The organism is bacterium (assembly GCA_020444065.1).
Classification (GTDB): Bacteria; Sumerlaeota; Sumerlaeia; order SLMS01; family JAHLLQ01; genus JAHLLQ01.
In genome coordinates this window covers 584,235-602,328 of sequence record JAHLLQ010000001.1, presented here as the reverse complement: position 1 = coordinate 602,328, position 18,094 = coordinate 584,235, and the positions used below count along the sequence as shown (strand labels likewise).

The 18,094-nt window shown below is 58.7% G+C and carries 10 protein-coding genes; 3 read left to right on the top strand and 7 right to left on the bottom strand.

The annotated features are described in order from the left end of the window. Positions 1 to 386: 386 nt before the first annotated feature. The 7 genes from KQI84_02200 to KQI84_02170 form a co-directional block, all read right to left on the bottom strand. Entirely contained in the window at positions 387 to 1,505 is a 1,119-nt protein-coding gene (locus tag KQI84_02200) for a hypothetical protein (GenBank protein ID MCB2153672.1), read from the bottom strand. Positions 1,506 to 1,530: 25 nt separating this feature from the next. Next, positions 1,531 to 2,409, bottom strand: coding sequence for a DNA repair protein RadC (gene radC / locus KQI84_02195; protein ID MCB2153671.1), 879 nt, complete (start codon positions 2,407 to 2,409; stop codon positions 1,531 to 1,533). A gap of 652 nt (positions 2,410 to 3,061) precedes the next feature. After that, positions 3,062 to 5,296 carry a hypothetical protein gene (locus tag KQI84_02190; protein ID MCB2153670.1) on the bottom strand — a complete coding sequence of 745 codons (2,235 nt, stop codon included), beginning with the start codon at positions 5,294 to 5,296 and terminating at the stop codon, positions 3,062 to 3,064. 131 nt (positions 5,297 to 5,427) lie between these two features. Further along, positions 5,428 to 5,745 carry a hypothetical protein gene (locus KQI84_02185; GenBank protein MCB2153669.1) on the bottom strand — a complete coding sequence of 106 codons (318 nt, stop codon included), beginning with the start codon at positions 5,743 to 5,745 and terminating at the stop codon, positions 5,428 to 5,430. Next, positions 5,726 to 6,397, bottom strand: a complete 672-nt coding sequence (locus KQI84_02180; protein MCB2153668.1) for a bifunctional precorrin-2 dehydrogenase/sirohydrochlorin ferrochelatase — start codon at positions 6,395 to 6,397, stop codon at positions 5,726 to 5,728. The genes KQI84_02185 and KQI84_02180 overlap by 20 nt, the downstream gene beginning before the upstream one ends. 18 nt (positions 6,398 to 6,415) lie before the next feature. Beyond that, positions 6,416 to 7,219: a TIGR00266 family protein gene (locus tag KQI84_02175; protein MCB2153667.1), complete on the bottom strand. Its 804-nt coding sequence runs from the start codon at positions 7,217 to 7,219 to the stop codon at positions 6,416 to 6,418. Positions 7,220 to 7,302: 83 nt separating this feature from the next. Further along, the gene (locus tag KQI84_02170) at positions 7,303 to 8,532 is read right to left on the bottom strand and encodes an acetate kinase (GenBank protein ID MCB2153666.1); all 1,230 of its coding nucleotides are present in this window, start codon (positions 8,530 to 8,532) and stop codon (positions 7,303 to 7,305) included. A gap of 442 nt (positions 8,533 to 8,974) precedes the next feature. Between KQI84_02170 and KQI84_02165 the strand changes: the two genes are divergently transcribed. The 3 genes from KQI84_02165 (at position 8,975) to KQI84_02155 (ending at position 18,094) form a co-directional block, all read left to right on the top strand. Further along, positions 8,975 to 9,613: a type II secretion system GspH family protein gene (locus KQI84_02165; protein ID MCB2153665.1), complete on the top strand. Its 639-nt coding sequence runs from the start codon at positions 8,975 to 8,977 to the stop codon at positions 9,611 to 9,613. A gap of 105 nt (positions 9,614 to 9,718) precedes the next feature. After that, the gene (locus tag KQI84_02160) at positions 9,719 to 10,579 is read left to right on the top strand and encodes a hypothetical protein (GenBank protein ID MCB2153664.1); all 861 of its coding nucleotides are present in this window, start codon (positions 9,719 to 9,721) and stop codon (positions 10,577 to 10,579) included. Positions 10,580 to 10,666: 87 nt separating this feature from the next. After that, positions 10,667 to 18,094 (top strand): thrombospondin type 3 repeat-containing protein, encoded by a 7,428-nt coding sequence (locus KQI84_02155; GenBank protein MCB2153663.1) that lies wholly within the window; start codon positions 10,667 to 10,669, stop codon positions 18,092 to 18,094.

The following is an 18,094-nucleotide window of genomic DNA, read 5'->3' as shown; positions in this document are numbered from 1 at the left end:
AGTAGGAAAGGCAGAAACAAGGTATAGCCGGCCGCACTGATCAGAATGGCAGCACTCTCCCATGCTCGACGGTGAAGAGTATCCTGAAGGAGGAGCGCCAGCAGAGCCACCATCTCGATGACTATGAAGATGACGGTGGCAGGAAAGCGAACTTGGCCGTCAGGGTAAGAGAGTCTTGAACTCCCAAATGGATTGCCAGGCCCCAGGCTGAGCAATAGACGAGGGCAGCAAAGAACGAGAGCGAAGTCAGCAAGTGAAGCGCCTTGCGCTTTGCAGTCTTGATTCCTAAGCGATCTGTCATCTGCTCAGGCTCCTGTGCGGAAGTTCACACCACGGTGAATGTACTTCGCTGGAAGACTACCTATTCATCCTCCTGGCTCTTGCGCTCATCGTGGGGCCGACTCTCGTTCTTCTGGTGCAGGCCGCCACAGATCAAGAAGTGGCTCAAGAGTGGGCGTCGTACAACCATCCTTCATTGGCGTAGTATGCAGAAGAAGGATGAAGGGCGCATTGCCCGACTGCTCCGCAATGCCGGTGTTCAGGATGGCCGTACGTTCTTCGATAGGCTCCTCGAAGCGATCGATGATCCATGTTATTCCGGCGTGCGAGTACTTTCCGATTATTCCTTCCGGGGCATCTGCCTCCTCACGATCAAGCATTCCGACACTGAGAAACTGGCAATCATTAGCGAAGCTGATATACCCCTTGGCGCCGCTGAGGCTTACTTGCCACTCGTCTCCTGGCCACTCATACGACCAGCCTTCGGTGACCGAACGGTAGAAGACGCGGCTGCCTTCGACTTCGCGAATGATCTCGTGCGTCCAAATCAATTCAGCGGGCGCATTACCAGGCTCGATAGACTGCAGGAACCTGTCCCACTCGGCACCTGGAAACTGTGGATCGGCGATGCGCTCCATCGACACGAGCGAGGAGAGCACAAGATCACTTTCGTGGCGAAAAGCCATGAAGGCCTGGAAATCGACGTTCAGGTTGCCTGGAGCGGAGAGCATGACCTCGACGCAATCCTCGCCACCCAATGTGCCGAAACGGATGCGCTCAACAGTGTTCTCTTCTACTAACTTCAATTGCCCATCTAATAGTTCAGACGGAGTGTCCTCAGTGTCTGGCTCTACTGAAACAAGGATCGAGACTCTCTTCGCAGGCGAGTCACCGGAAGCTCCCCAATGCAGTGAGCCGGCCATAACGGTTCCGAGTTTGCTATTCGGCGTTTGCGTGTATGGGGCAGAAAATCCCCAGTCCGCGCTGGGACGGCTGAAGGAGATGTCGAACTTCTTGGCGTAGTACTTGTTCCCAGAGATCTTGTGGATCGGAGACTCCAGATCGTCGAATTCCTGCACTGCGACACGGAAATTCCAGTAGATGGGAAGACCCACGCCAAGTGAAAGCACGATGAGCACGATGAGCGAGATGACCGTGATCAGAAGTAGGAAGGACTTCGATGGGCCGCTCCTATTCGGGGGCTCTGCCTGTTGTTTGTTTGTCAATTCCGCCTCCACTGTTTTTGAGAGACTACTCCCGCAACTTTCCTTCGTCTGCGAACGAATAGTACGTTTCTGCTCCGATCACGATGTGGTCGAGAACGCGGACGCCGACGATGTCGCCGGCTTTGACGAGGCGATTCGTGACGGCGAAGTCGTCGCGGCTGGGGGTTGGATCGCCGCTCGGGTGGTTGTGCGCGAATATGACGGCGTGGGCCGTGTCGCGGACGGCTTCGGTGAAGGCTTCGCGTGGGTGTACGAGGCTCTGATTCAATGTCCCCTTCGAGATCGGGACAATGCGCGTGATTTCATTCTTGGTGTTCAGCAGGAGCGCCAGGAACTCCTCCTTCTTCGCGCCGACAAAGCGGGGACGGAGTCGCGCAAACACGTCGGCGGCACTGCGAATCGCGCCGTCTTCTGCGCCGGAGGTTTCGCGCAGACGGCGAGCCAATTCCAGCGCGGCCTTAATCGTAATGGCCTTCACGCGGCCGAGCCCGTGGATGCGCGAGATCTCTGCAATCGACATGGCGGCAAGGCGATCGAGCGTTCCCGCTTCGCGCAGAAGTCGCGCCGCCAAGTCGACGGCGTTCTCGCGACCCGAGCCGGTACGCAGCAAGATCGCCAGCAATTCCGCCTCGCCGAGCGCATCGCCGCCTTCGCGTTCAAACTTCTCGCGCGGACGATCTTCCTTGCGCGTCGTGGCGATCAAATTTCGGGATTCGCCATTCTGGTCCTTGGCGGTATATCGGAAATACGCGCAGTGCGAATTCACGGGACATTGCTGGCAGCGCGGTTTCACGGCGCAAACTTCAGCATCGCGCGCGGCCTCGGGGTCGGCCCCCGTGAATGCACCCAGCACGGTGTTGATTTCAGGAAGGGGCGTTTCGACGGCGCGTGCCAATTCCTCCATCGCCGCCAGCGCACGACTCCGCCCCTCTTTGGTCTGGCGAGTTTGCTCCAGCCATCCCATGCGCATCAGAAAGCGTTGGCGAGCCTGATCCGGAACGGCCATCGGATACCCGACGTGTGCCAACCAGCGATGCGCACGCAGCCCATCCAGCGCTTTCGCGTTGCGCGCCGCGTAAGCCGCGGCGGCTTGTGGCCCGGAGATTCGCGATAGCCATTCGATGGGCGGGTCATTGCGAATCCACTCGAACGTCGCGGCCAGCTTCGCTCGCTGCTTCCCGTCCAATTCCACCATGGGCTCGGGCGATGTTTCGCGAATGGAGGAAGCGTTTTCATCCGGTGGGGGAGGGGCGATTTCACGCACGAGACGTCGAGCTTTGCGGCGCGCCGGGGAACTGTGCGGATCCCAATCCAGGTACGCCATCAGCGCCAGAACTTGCGCCTCAAGCACTTCAATCGACTGCCAGGAGGGGCAGCGCGCTTCATCGATCAGCGGCGCGAGACCCGGCGCGCGGTCCACCGCAAAGGCCTTCAACGTTTCCCAGATGTCGACTTGCTTGTATGGAATCATTATTCCCCTTCCTCTCTTTCTTCTATGAGGAAGAGAGGAAGGGGGAAAGCAGGATTTCGATATTGTGGGCGATTCGGTTCGAGGGCTACCTCAGCAGCCAGCCTCCCAGAGGAGTGCTCGGGCCGGGCTGATCGAGTTCCAGCCGGATGGATTGACTGGGCGCCCCCGAGGCGGCGGTCGTCGCGAAGTGAGCCGATTCAGAGGCGGCCGTCACGGCGATCTTCCCGGAGGCCTGATCATCGACTTTCAGACTGTAAGTTCCAGGCGCCAGATCCGCCACAAGGTGATCCATCGCCGTCGAAGGATTGGCGACTGAGTAGGTCGCCAGCGTGCGGGTTGTTTCATCCGAGGCAAAAACGACGCACCACGAGCCAATTCGAGCGCCACTGTTACCGTTTCCTGTGAGATGTTCGATTGTGTCGAAATCCGTCATTGCCGCCGGGCCCATCTGAATGACGTTCAGATAGTCTACGCTCGCCGAATCAGCAGGACGTACCTCCACCTGCCATTTGCGCTCATCGAGCGCCACCTCCCAGTCCTCGTACACGCCATTCCATTCCGCCGTCTCATCAACGACGCTCAGCGTTGCAATGCTCGGTTCCATCGTCCGGTGCAGAAGACGCTGATTCCCACTGGGGCTCAGTGCCGTGAAGTCCTTACCGTTCACCTGGGGCTGCGTGAGCGTGCGCAGTCGATAGGAACTCCACCCGGCATCCGATGTGCGCAATCGATCGAAGACAACAACATAGTCGCCTGCCCAGAAGAAGTGACGGCGATAGGTCTGGACGCGACTGACGGCCTCCCAGACGTCCGGGTGCTGGTTCCACTGTCCGTCCGCCTGCATTCGTGCATAGGCAAACGGCGTCGCGCCGGACCCGATCAGCGTGCGATCGATCGCAGCCGGTGCCGCTCGATCGCCCCAGGCCGCCGTGCCGTTCGGGCTCGCATTTTGAATCGAGAGGTTGCTGAAGAAGATCCCGGCCTGGTAGGGGAGACCAATGTAAGCGCGCGCATCTTTGGTCAGGTACTCGCCGTCTCGCCACAGCGTGAAGTGCCCATGGTCAGGCGATTGGTGGTCGACCGGCAGATTCCCATCTCCTGCGAACATTCCCCATGTCGCGCTCGTACTCCAATCGGATCGGAAGAAAAGCCAATCCGGCCCGTTGCAGAATTGGATCGGATTCAAATTCAGATCGGTCGGTGATTTCGCGACGACAGCAACTGGATTGGAGAGGAAGAACTCGATGAACGTCGAGTAGTGGTCGCTTGTGATCGTATCGTAGTACCATTGTGCGAGGGAGGCCATGTTCGAATTGCCGGCATCGAGCGAAAGGTACTGCGCAAACGCCGCCAGTTGATACATCCAGGGCAACACAGCAAGCGTTGGCGGGTCCTCCCAATCGCCCGTATGATGGATGAGGTCCATCGGAGGATTCGTCGCATCAACCATTGTGCGAGCCACCCCGGGCCAGAATCCGGCGAGATCAGGTTCCTGCACATTGATGTCGTAGTCGCACGCAGTCTTCATCGTCAGCCAATACTCCGACAAACCAACGGCATCTGTGCCGCTGAAGTACGAGTAGCCGGTTGGGAAATGGCCCCCGCTCGTCTCGCGAACCCAGTCACGAATCGATTGTGGCCCCGCGCCCGGTTCTGCTTCGTCTGCGCCCTGGCCTCGCGACCATAACCACCATGCGCGATCCAGCAGAACCAACGAGGCGCTCGATTCCCCATCCATCGCGCATCCCATCATTAAGTGCACGGCACCCGTCATGATCACATGATCCGTGTCGGCAGCATTTCCGCCGAGGCCGCTCTCATTATCTGTGGCCCAGACATGATCGCTCCACTGAACCATCTTCGATGCGAGCGCATCGCGTGTTTCGGTTGTGAGAAGAGGATCGTCATGCAGCCAATCGTATGTCATGGCGATCGCATGGTATCCACCGTGGGCCGGATCGTTGCCTTCGAGCGGAATGGTTCGCGTTGCCAGCGTGTAGTCGATGGCCTTCTGCCCGTAGGCTGCGTTTCCTGTCAGTTTGTAGATCAGCAGGAGGTGGGGCACGGCGTATTGCGGGCCATTCCACGGCTCCTCCACCATGTAGGTGTCGCAGTCTGCCTGGAAACGCTGCCACTCCGGAGTATCGGCCGTGCGTGCTGCCTGGAGAGTCGCGAGACGCTCTGCGGTCAGCCACAGCCGCGGATGCGGCCCGTCCGGGCGATGGTCACGGGGGAAAGGCTCCGCGGGTGCGCCGGCCAAGGAACCGGCCAGGATCAGGGTGCACAGCACCATGAAGGGACTACTAGGACGAAACCACATCGACCCCCTCCCACTCCGGCCGCTGCGCTCGGGTCGGAGGCAAGTGGCCTATCAGATTATTCCAATGCGCGCATATGGCTGGGAATTTTGGCAGGATGCAAGGGGAATCCCCGTCAATCGCCGCGATAACGTCAATTACCGGAGGATGGGAGCTCGTCTCGCACGGGAGCGGAATCTGATTCCTTGCGAATTTCCTGGAGCATTTTCGCCTGGGCACGGTAGCTGGCGACCGTGGCGTCGTAGCAGTTCGCCGCGGCATCCAGCAGGACTCCGACGATGAAACTCACGATGGCAAGGAGAAGACAGGTCTGAAACATGCCCCACTTGTGGGAAACTGCGAACACGATGGCGACGAAGACAAACAATGCGGCGAAAAAGAGGCCATTCGCCCCATCGGGGCGCCGAATGTGCCGGAATGGATAGTCTCGATCACTCGCGGGAATCTTCACTCTTGTTCTCCTTTGCATGCTCTCGAATGCGTCGAACCGCCTCGGCCTTGGCCTCATCTTCGCCGGCGTTTGCAAGGACTTCGACGAGATCGCTTTCGGCGAGACTGCGCAATAACTCAAACTTCTGCTCGTCGGTCAGTCCTTTTCCGAGCGGACCTTTGAGCTCTTCGCGTGCGGCTGCGATGACGTGCAGCATTTGCTCCGCGCCTTGCGGGAAGCAGCACAACTCCATGCGCTTGCGTTGGAATTTCGAGTAGGCCGGGCACGTACCGTCGGTCGAGATCGTGATCATCAGTTCGCCGCGTCGGATGATTGACGGCACGATGAAGCTGCACAAGTCAGGCACGTCCACAATGTTGCAGAGGATGCCGCGCTTGTCGCATTCGTGTTTGATGCGATGATGAAGGGCGGGATCGTTCGTCGCGGCAAAGACGATCGTTGTATGATCGAGATGATCGAGACGAAATGCGGATTCAATCAGTTCAACGCCGGGAACTTGCGAGGCTTCGTCACAGAAGTCCAGCGCCACCATACGAACGCGCGCACCGTATTCGGCCAGACCGCGCGCTTTACGAACGGCAATCGGCCCGCCACCGACAACCAGGGCGGGCCGATCTTCGATATTCAACATCACGGGGTAGTACTTCGGCATGAGTCCGTCCCCGGTTTCTTACAGGCCGTCACCATCCAGCAGATTGCCAAGGCCGCCGAGGATCGAGCCTTCGCCCTGGCGCCGGCCGCCGGTCTGTGGCGCAGCGCGATAGATGCGGCTGGCCAGACGACTGAACGGCAGCGATTGCAGGTAAACACGGCCAGGGCCCGTCATGTAGGCGTAGACCATTCCTTCGCCTCCGAAGAGCGCCGTCTTGACGTTCTTGACGAACCGAATGTCGTAGGTGACCTGCTCCTGGAATGCGACCAGGCAGCCCGTATCGACGCGAAGTTCTTCGCCCGGCCCCAGGTCCATCCAGTGAATCGTTCCGCCGGCGTGACAGAATGCAAGCCCATCGCCGGAAAGCTTCTGCAGGATGAAACCTTCACCGCCGAACAGACCCGCACCGAATCGCTTGTTGAAGGCCACATTCACATCCACGCCCAGCGCAGAGCACAGGTAGCTGTCCTTCTGGCAGAGCATCGTCCCGTGCTCTTCCAGGTTCAGAGCGATGATCTTTCCGGGATACGGTGCGGCGAACGCGACGGAACTCTTCCCCTGGCCTTCATTCGTGAAGGTCGTCAGGAAAAGGCTTTCGCCAGTGATCATTCGTTTGCCCGCGGACATCAGCTTGCCCATGAAACCGCCGCTGTCGTCGCCGCTGGCCGATCCAAACCGCGTATCCATATCGATTCCAGTGCGCATGAACATCATCGCGCCGGCTTCGGAGACGACGGTTTCGTTGGGATCCAGAATGATCTCCACGAACTGCATATCGTCGCCGATGATCTGATATTCGATTTCGTGTGCTTTCTTCGCCATGAAAGAAATCTCCGTCGTAAGTGGCTCTTGCGTATGTTCTCGCCTTGTACGGGTTCTGCTGGCTTGCGCCAAGCCGAATCGGTCTACAGAACGCCTTCGATAGCCCGGATGGTGTCCCGTGCGATCACAAGTTCCTCATTTGTCGGAATCGCATAGACCGGCGTGCGCGACTTCTCCGAGGAAATCATGCACTCCCGACCGATGCACTCGCCGTTCAACTCATCGTCCAGGAAAATCCCGAGGACATTCAACTGCTCGATGATGCGCTTCCGGATTTCGGGGCTGTTCTCGCCGATCCCGCCGGTGAACGTGATCGCCTGGATCTTCGGTCCGACGACGGGCAGGTACGAGGCGATGTACTTCGCCGCCCGGTAGCAGAACATCTTGATCGCGAGCGACGCGCGCTCGTTGCCCTGATACTCGTGCCGCAGCAGCTCGCGCATGTCGTTGGAAACGCCCGAGACACCAATCAGGCCGCTGTGTTTGTTCAGCAGCGTGTTGACCTCGTGCAGGGCCATTTCCTCGCGGCCCATCATATAGAAGATCGCGCTCGGGTCCAAATCGCCCGTGCGGGTTCCCATCATCAGGCCTTCCAGAGGGGTGAAGCCCATGCTCGTGTCCAGGCTGCGGCCCTCGCTGATCGCCGTGATGCTGCAGCCGTTGCCCAGGTGGCAACTGATGCAATGCACCCCGAACCGCGGAACGTTGTAGATTTTGTGCAGCCGGAAGGCCATGAATCGGTGGCTGGTGCCATGGAAGCCGTAGCGGCGAATGCCGTGCTTGGTGTATTGGCTGTACGGCAGGCCATACATGAACGCGTGTGGGGGCATGGACTGGTGGAATGAGGTGTCGAACACGGCGCAGTGGGGGATCTCCGGCAGCAACTGCTTCGCCATCCGGTAGCCGCGCAGGTTTGCCGGATTATGCAGCGGCGCCAGGTCGATACACTCCTCGATGCCGGCCTCAACCTCATCGTCAACGACCATACTTCGGGCGAAACGTTCCCCGCCGTGGACGACTCGGTGTCCCACGGCGCCAATTTCCGACAGGTCCCCGATGATAGCGTACTCGCTCTTCGTCAGGATCTTCAGGATTTCTTCGATCGCCTGGCGATGATCGGTCAGGTGTCCGCCCTGTCGGATGACCTTGCCGCCCTTTGGCTCGAAGCGCAGCAACGTGTCGCCCAGGCCAATCCGCTCAACCAGCCCGCGGCCGAGGCACTCCTCGCCCCCAGCATCGATTTTCTTCAGAGAAGTATCGATCACCTGGAATTTTACAGATGACGACCCGCAGTTCAGCACAAGAACATTCATTGGAATCCGCTCCTCCCCAGGAGTGTCTTGATCACAGTGCCCAGGTCGATAACTGACCCCGAATCCCGGGGGCTCCCGGACACGTGGAAACATTCCGACAACGGAACTCCCGGCGCAAGCATCATACAAGGCGGACGCCTGTTATCCCGCTCCATTTCGGATGGACGAGCCGTCCAAGTGGTTTTTGGCCCGGATTTCTGTGACAATCGAGGGCAAAATGAACCATGTTCAGACACGGATTATCAGCATCATCCATTGACACCAATTCAGGTCTCAAGGAGGCTTAGAAACCAGGTCGGCAGGGCAGAGACGCCAATTGCACTTGACCTCAACGGTCAGGGGTCAAAGCATCGCCCAACCGAACTACACCAGACACCACGAAAAACGACGCACTGAGGAACAGATGGCTGGAGAACAACTGGGACGGCGGGACTTACGCGAAATGGGTTGGCTTTTGAGGCGGCGGGTTTCCTGGTCTTCGAGACCGGGCAGACGAGGATTTACACTCATTGAACTCCTCATCGTCGTCGCGATTATCTCGATTCTGGCCTCCATCGCTGTTCCGAACTTCCTCGAGGCTCAAACGCGGGCCAAAGTGGCCCGGATCAAGGCGGACTCGCGAAGTCTCGCGACCGCGATCGAATCCTACCGGGTCGACCACAATCAATACCCACCCAGGCAGCGATATCCCTCTGCGGCGAACCAGGCCGGAATCGGCGATGCGAACACCCGCATCGAGGACATGTCACGCTTCACGACGCCCATCTCTTATATCGGGCGGATTCCCAACGACATCTTCGAAAACACCCTTGCGCCCCCTAATAATGTTATCGATTACTGGGACGGGGATATCCTGGAGTCCCTCCCCACGGATACGGAGCCGGCCTGGACGCTGGTTTCGGTAGGGCCGGATAGCACCATGGGGCACCAGGGAAACATGGGCCATCTGCCGACGATGTCCGCGACAGATGCGGCCTTTGGAACATACCGGATGGATTACGACCCGACGAATGGAACGATCAGTCTGGGCAACGTTTACCGTTTCCAGACGCAGCAGCAGGCAAGTGAGGTCTTTAGATAAGGACGTGTCGATGAACCGCCGGAAACGGCGGCATTTCGACTTGCGAAATCACCCTCGGCGAGATCCGTCCCGAAACTGCGATCTCGCCTCGGCAGGAGAAGGCAAGTGACTGAAAAAGAATTGCATGTTCGCGTGCAGAGCGGCCGCCGGCTGGCGGGCGCATTCCTCTGTGTGGCGATGCTGGCTTTGGCTGTCCTCGTCCCCGGTCGCGCTTCGGCCGCCCTCACCGTCCCCTTGACGGTCGAGGAGATGGCAGCGGTCTCCGACCAGGTCGTCCATGCGAAGGTGGCTGACAGCCAGACCGAATGGTATCACGGCAAGCTGATCACTCGTCATCGCCTGACCGTCATCGAGTCCCTGAAAGGCGACAAGAGCGCCAATCAGGAGATGGAACTAGTGACGTTGGGTGGAAAGGGCGAGTTGATCTCGTCGATTTCCCCGGGCATGCCGACGTTGGAGCCGAAGGAAGAGGTCGTTCTCTTCCTCTCCGACCCTCCGACGGAGAAGGAAGCCCGCGCGATCAATCCGAACATCAATATGGAATCGCCCCTCGTGCAGTCGCCACAGATCATTGGTGGCTTGCAGGGCAAATTCAACGTTGTCCGCACCACCAAGACCGAAATGGTCGCTGAGAAAGAGATGACATGGGAAGATGTGCGGATCGTGCGTCATGGCGTTCGCACCGGCTCGAAGGATCAGCCGCCGACGCTGGAGCGCTTCCGGTCGCAACTGACAACGGTCTTGACGAACGCGAAGACGCTCAAGCGTTCGACGCGCTCGATTCCGACCGTCGGAACGTTCGAAGCGGTCAAGGAGCAGAAGGCCTTCGACGCGTTGCGCGCCTTCGATCCTTTCCCGCGTCGTGCCCAGGAAATGCAGAAGAACCTCCCACGCACGGCAGTCCCAACCAAGAAGATCAAAGCCGTCGATGATGAGACCCAGGCCAAGGTCCAGACGGAAGAGTAAACCGTCCACTGGACGGAGGAGAGCGGTACCCGGCGGTGGCATGCCGGCTGTTCTGAACGAGAGAATCAAATAAGGAAGCGGTTTCCGATGCGAGTGTCCCAACTTCGTAAACTTCTGTGGACTTCGTTGTTCTCGACTCTGGCTTCGGCGGTCTTCGCCGGGGCTGTTGTGCATGTTGAGACCTTAGTCCCATTGGACCCCACAGACAGCAGCGACGACACAATTGTGACTCAGCCCCTGCAATGGTCCGAGGACGACTTCCCTGTGCCCCTCTACGTCTACTCGCCCTTCGGCGGGATGGGGGATTTCAGCATTCTGCCTCGCGCTGTGAACACGAATGAGGTCCGAGACCAGGATATCATGAGCGGCCTCCAGCGCGTCATCAGTGGTTGGAATGACGCCTCGCTCTCGAAATTCGAGTTCTCCACCGCTCCGTATCTGTCCACCCAGGCGCCGATCTACGATCCGATCCAGCTTCCATTCGGCCCGCAGGATGTGCGCCTCGATCGCTATAACCTGATCACATTCCAGGATCCGGATATCATCCCGGGCGATGGTGTTTTGTACATTCCTCACGTCTTCTACTTCGGACGTGATTTCGACCCGACGGAAGACGGTCTGAACGCCGCCGATCTCTACATGACCGAGCTTGAGACAGGCGACATTGGCTTGGACCTGAATCGCGACTCCATCATCGACGTTTCGCTGCCGTGGCGCGAGTACCACGCCGGCGAAGTGATCGACTCCGATATTTCAATGAACGGCGCGGAGCCCCTGTGGTTCCAGTATCCGGAAGACGAGGATGACCTCGCCCAGATGGATCCGCCGCTCTCGCCCGAGGATACGCTCGGAACGCTGGACATTGAGTCCGCGTTCGCGCGCGGTGTCGGCGAAATGGTCGGCCTCGGTACTTCGCACCTCTACAATGCAACGATGCGCGAGTTCTACATCGTGCCCGAAGACGACAACGACATTTTCCTGGTCAACCCCTATGAGATGCGCGACCTGGATCTTGATGACGAACTGACAATCGCACAGAATTATCCCGACGGTTATTTCGGTGCTCCCGGCTTCGGTGGTAATCTCTTCAATGGCGCAGCGTTCGACTATTCCCAGGATGACATTTTCGCAGGCGAAACGGAAGCGTCGCTTCCGCAACAGATCATCTTCTTCGGTCGCGAACTGCCCGATGGCGCTGCAATCGATCTCGATACGGTCTACTTCCTGAATGGCCGATTCAACAACGCGACAGAGACGGACGTCGGTCCGATTCAACTGATCGCCCACACCGTTTCGGGTCGCATTCAGGCCCTTGCCTTGGCAGCCGGTGGAGACACTGGCGATCCAGCCATCAATTCGCCGGCGCTGACTCTTCCGCTGAACGGCGAGTACGAGATGCACGGCCTGCCGACTGGCGAGCCGCTCTTCATCTTCATCGGTCCCCAGGAGTTCAGTTGGGACGGCGTTTCAGAAGACTATACAGACGCCCAGTTTACCGGTTTCCCCTATGAGTTCTTCGGTGGCGTCGAGGCCCCGCTTCCGCGTTTTGGCCAGGGCGTCATCGACGAAGACGACGGATTCCTCAACACCATCGGCAATAGCTTCGCATACATTGGGCTCGATGGGGCCCTGGTGGATCTGAATGCGGATGGATTCAACGATGAATTCCGCGCGACGGGCGCCTTCACGGCGGCGGTCATTGACGGACCGCGCTACCTGTCCGCTCCCGCCCGAAACTACGCGGTTATGCGGCTGGAACTGGCAGATGGTCGCGTGCTCGACTTCGATAACCGCTCCGGCGGTTTCGGCGGCAATTATGGCGTGCTGACAATCGACGATACATTCGATACAATCAAGATCCGTTTCGACATCGAGGATCGCCTCGGCAATCTGATTGGCGTTTTGACACAGAACATCGACCTCGTCTCGTATCCGACGATCAGTGGCGCAGAGCGTCGTGGCTTTGAAGTCTCGTGGGAATTCGAGAATCGGCTGGATGAGCCGATCGGTTTCGGAATCGCCCAGTTGTACGACTCGACTGTCGGACTTCTTCCCGCCCAGGATTCGACCAGCATCGCGCGCACGAATCCTGAGCTGTATGTCAATGGCGAGCGCATGACGCACTCGACGCTCTTCACCGGGGCAGATGTCCCGATGTCAGTCGATTGGTACGACAATGCGCAGGGACCGCAGATTCAGTTCTCGATCTTTGGCGATCTTCCGGGTCTGACGACTCCGGATGAGATTCTGACGGTCGATACAGACCGTGCCCGCCTGCGGACCAACAGCCTTTGGACGATGCAGCCCGGGCAGAGTCTGGAAGCGATTCCAGGATTCGCTCAGTTCGCAGTCGACACCGGCTTCATCAGCCGCTGGCTGCCGCGGACCGTGGCGGCTGGAGACACCGCGACCATCGTCAACGGCGGAACCTATATTATGGATCCGGGCATCGCCGATCCGCGCATCATCGACCTGCGCGATCGTGAGAATGGACTGCCCAAGAACGATCCGGCCGAGATTATGGCCGACGATGCGAGCATCGCCTATCCGATCACCCTCGGGGCAGGAGACTTCCTGGCCCCGGTTGACATAATCACGAACACCGGCACGCGCCAGCGCGTGGCTGGCGATGACTACGATCTGGACGGTGTCGTCAACGACATCGACAACTGCCCCTATACTCCGAACGCAGATCAGGCCGATGAAGATCAGGATGGCATCGGCGACGTCTGTGAAGGCGACATTGACGGCGACGGCGTGAACGACGCGCTCGATAATTGCCCCTATGTTCCCAATGAAGAGCAGTCCGATATTGACGGCGACCTGATTGGCGACGTCTGCGATGATGACATCGATGGCGACGGCATCGAGGATTCGCTCGACAATTGCCCGTACTACTACAACCCGGACCAGACCGACCTGGATGGTGACGGTGTTGGCGACATCTGCGAGCAGGATATCGATGGCGACGGCATTCCGAACGAGAACGACAACTGCCCGACGACGCCCAACCCGTCGCAGAGCGACATCGATGCTGATGGCACCGGCGACGCCTGCGATACGGATCGCGATGGCGATGGCATCGACAACGTCGAGGATAATTGCCCCGACGCGATCAACGAAGATCAGGCCGACTCCGATGGCGACGGCATCGGTGATGTCTGCGAGACGCAGCGTTCGGTGCTGCGCGACACGTCCCCGGCATCCGTGGTGACCGAGGATGCGCAGATTCCTGAAGAAGACCTCTTTGTGGAAGGCGCAAGTGCCGGCGATCTGAATGGCGATGGCTACCCGGACCTCGTGCTGGCAGTTTCGGCTCTCGGCGAGAACCCCGGTGCCGGTCTCGCAAATCGCATCTACATCAACGATGCACGCGCAGGTCGCCCCGGATTCTTCGTGGATTCGACCTTCGGCGCCGACGGCATCCTGAACAGCGATGACGATCGCTTGCCTCCCGACCAGCGCGCGACCTCCTATCCACTCCTTTTCGACTATGATCTGGACGGCGATCTGGACATCTATTTCTGTAATCTCGATGGTCCGAATCAGCTCTTCCTGAATGTCGACATCAACGACAAGGACATCAATCCGTTCCCCGATGATGATGAATTCGGCGACGGCTTCTTCCAGGATGTTACGGATTCCGCCCTGCCCGGCATCTTGAATACGAAGGGCAGCGGACTCACTCGGAGTATTCCAGACATCACGACACGCAGCAAGGCCGCCGACGTTGATGGCGATGGCGATTTGGACATCATCGTCAGCAATTACGACGTCGGTCCGGACTTGGATGTAACGCTGCAAGAGGACTTCGCCATCGATGTTGGCGAGACGGCCCCTGTCTATCACGGTCCTTCCGGCCTGGTTAATTCCTTCGTCCCCTTTAGTGAACGAATCCTGATCAATCGCCGAAACGATCTGATTGATCCGACTACCTTGAGGCCCGTTCCCCGAGGGACTCCGGACGCCTTCATTGCGTTCCAGGCCAACCCTGCCTCCTGGGTGGAGCAAGTCTTCCCCCCGAATGCTCCTGTGGGTGAGCAGATCAATGTCAACGGCTTCTGGTTCCGGGACGAGACACTTGGTCAGGACGGCCTCTTCCTGTCCGAAGACGGTTCGCCGGAGACCTTCGATCGTCTGCCGCCACTGCACATGGATCTCCTGGAAGATACTCCAGTACAGACGATCATGCAGGAAGACAATTCAATGACCATGGAGGTCGCCCTCGGCCGTTTCATGAACGCGGGCATGGGCCCGGACTTCTCGACGGCAGACCTCATCCTTCCCCCCAATAGCCTGAACTGGACTGTTGACGGCGATGACAAGGTCTACGTGAACATGGACATCGACGGAGATTTGATACCGGATGGCTACTACGGCGTGATGAACTACGGTATCGATACGATCAGCCTGCCGCGCACCGGCGATCCGTGGGCTCCCATCGGTGCTGGATACGACTTGTTCGGTGTGATTCGTATCGGCACCATTGATGGCACCGATGATGTCTACAATGGCTCAAATCCCCCCGATAACGACGATCTCAATGTCCGAATCACGTCCAGCATGGGAATCGCCGCCGCTGATATCTCGGCCCAGGGTTACGCAACGTTCGTTACCGAATCCGATCAATCGGCGGGAAGTCCGACGAACTTCCGCATGCGGTACTTCCAGGATGCACCGTATTATGCGGGACCCGGGCGCTCTCAGAACAACGGAAACTCGATCGGCGGATCGACTTCGGGGATGTTCAATGACTCCGATATGTGGGCTATCAACGGACCACTGCTGACGATCTCCGCTCCAGTGTCAACGTTTGCGCAAGATTTCCAGCCGTACGGGAGCGATCATCGCTATCGTTCGGTGACTACCTCAGATATTGATCGAAATGGTGCGCCGGATGTTCTGAGTGCTGCCGATGCCAGTTCGACCGCCTACTACGTTGAAACAGATGAACGTGGACGATCGGATGTGTATTTCAACCTCGATTCGTTCGGTGTCTTCGCCACGGGGACCGACGCAGCCGGTTCCTGGCTGCGCGGCGGTCTGTCGGCCATGCGGCCCAATCCGCCGCTGGAAGGCGCCCATGTCTGCGTTCTCGATGCAGATCTCGACGGCGACGATGATGTCTTTGTCTCAGTCGCAGGCGGCCAGTCCCGCCTGTATATTAACGGCATCTATTCGACCGAGCGTCCGCCCGAGCCATTCAGTGCCAACGACTCCCCGATGTACTTCGACCGGACTCGTGAGTTCACGGAGGACATGCTGTCCACTGGTATTGCCCGTCCAGGCTATACTGGTACAGGTGGAGCGGGCGCCACAAACGCAGTGATCTCTGGCGATATCGATCGCGATGGAGATATCGACGTCGCAGTCCTGAATGGTGGTTCCTACACGGACACGGGCGACTACAGCCTCGTGCTGTCGAATCGCGGGAAAGCACCGATTGCCGGAACGGCGACGCTGACTCCCGCTAATACCGCCTATCCGGCGGGCAGGACAATTTCGCCGGGATTCGGGGAATTGACCCCGTTCTTGGATCTCACCGCTCGCCCGACGACCGATGGCAAGTTCATCGACTTCGATAACGATGGAGATCTGGACCTCTTTATCGCGAACTACGGAATCAGGAATCGTCTGTACGCAAACCGTGATGCGGATGCGTCGGATCTGTTTGAAGACGATGCCGTTCTCTCCGGGATTACATTCAATCCCGAATGGGTGAATTCGTTGACCGCCTACGATCTCGATCCGCGCGACAGCACTTTCGATCCGGCAATCGTCGCTGCTGAAGGCCTTGGCGACGGAATCCTCGAGGATCAGACCGCCCGGATTCCGGAACTTGCTCAGGATCAGCACGAATTCGCCTGGGCCGTTGCCGATGGCGACTTCGACAACGATGGAATGATCGATCTGTTCCTCGCCAACGCAGTGGCTGACTTCGGCGTTCCGAATGTCTTGATGCGGAACGATACGGATGGTTCCGGCAAGTTCGTGGATGAATCGTCCCTTCGTCTTCCAAAGGTCCCGCTGCTCGGCACTTCCGCCGACGGCATCCGAAACGACGATTCAAGAGACGCCGCGTTCCTGGATGTGGATGGAGACGGCGATCAGGACATCATCGTGGCGAACCGCCAGGTCAGCTCTCTGACCGGCACATCCGTGAATCCCAACTTCGCGGAATCTTGCCAGTTGCTGATCAACCAGGGCGGCGCTCAGGGTGGCGCTCTGGGTCACTTCCTCGCTGCCTCGACCGATCAATTCCCCTCACTCGAAATCGCGGGCGAGGCCGTGGCTGTGGCGAACTTCGATCCGTTGGAAGGCAGCACCAACCGCGCCGACTGGAGCGACGTTACAGAAGATCTGGATGGCAACGGTATCGTGACCGACACCGAGATCCTGAACTTCAACAACTTCCTCCAGGCACTTGAGGAGCGTCGTGACGAGCTGTTCGGTGGGGCCGAGGTCCCCGTCGCAGACATCGTACAGGGCGTTGATTTCAGCTACGTGCGCCCGGTCACGGTCCTGCAGCGCGATCCGAATGACATTCACACGACAGTCCTGACAAACCGCGCCCCGCGCTATGTCGACATGAATGGAAACGGCCAAGTCGACTTGTCGCTGGATATTGTCATCGCGACATCTTCCGGCATCGATGTTTACCTGGCGAACGATGGTTCCGGTAATTACACGGACATGAGCGAGTTCATCTTCCCGGACCCGGCCTTCAATCCACATACCAGCGTGGTGGCCGGCGACATCGACATGGACGGCTACATGGATCTCATCTTCGCCGCCTCGTTGTCTCGCGGTGAAGAAGACGCACCTGTGGACGTGGCCGTCAGTCGCTCATTCGAGAGCTATCGAGTGTTCGAGATTGTGACCAACGAAGTGCCCCTGGCGTTGACGGTTCAATTCCAGGCCGGCACCCAGCAGTCCACGGGCAACGCCCGCGGCGTCGATCTGCTCGATATCGACGGCGATGGCGACCTGGACCTCTACGTTGGCGAACTCGGGCGCACATTCGGAGTTGGTGCGTTCGGCTCTCTGAACCCGGTCTACGAAAATCGGATGGTTGGTTCAGGATTCAATGCCCCGCGCAGCGTCGGCTACGTTCGTGCTCCTGAAGATCTCCTTCCAGATCAGACGGTTCAGACCAATCTCTCCGTCGCGATGGTCTCGCCGAGCTTTGTCCACGTCGGCGAACGGAAGACGATCCGAGTTCTGGGGACTGGATTCAAGGAGGGCGCACTCGTTACCTTCGGCGACGGTGTTGATCTTCTTGCCAACCCGATCATTCGCACTAGCCAGATCATCGACGTGGATGTTCGCGGTCGCGAGGACGCCGTTCCGGGTCCGCGCTACGTCCGAGTGATGAACATCTCCGGCGAGACCGCAACGACCGCCGATTATGCCTTCTCCGTGCTGCCTGCGGCAGAGGGCGGTGAATCGGAAACAACTCCGCCGAGCACCGATCACACAGGATTGGGCTCTCAGTGGATGCTCTACGAAAACTAA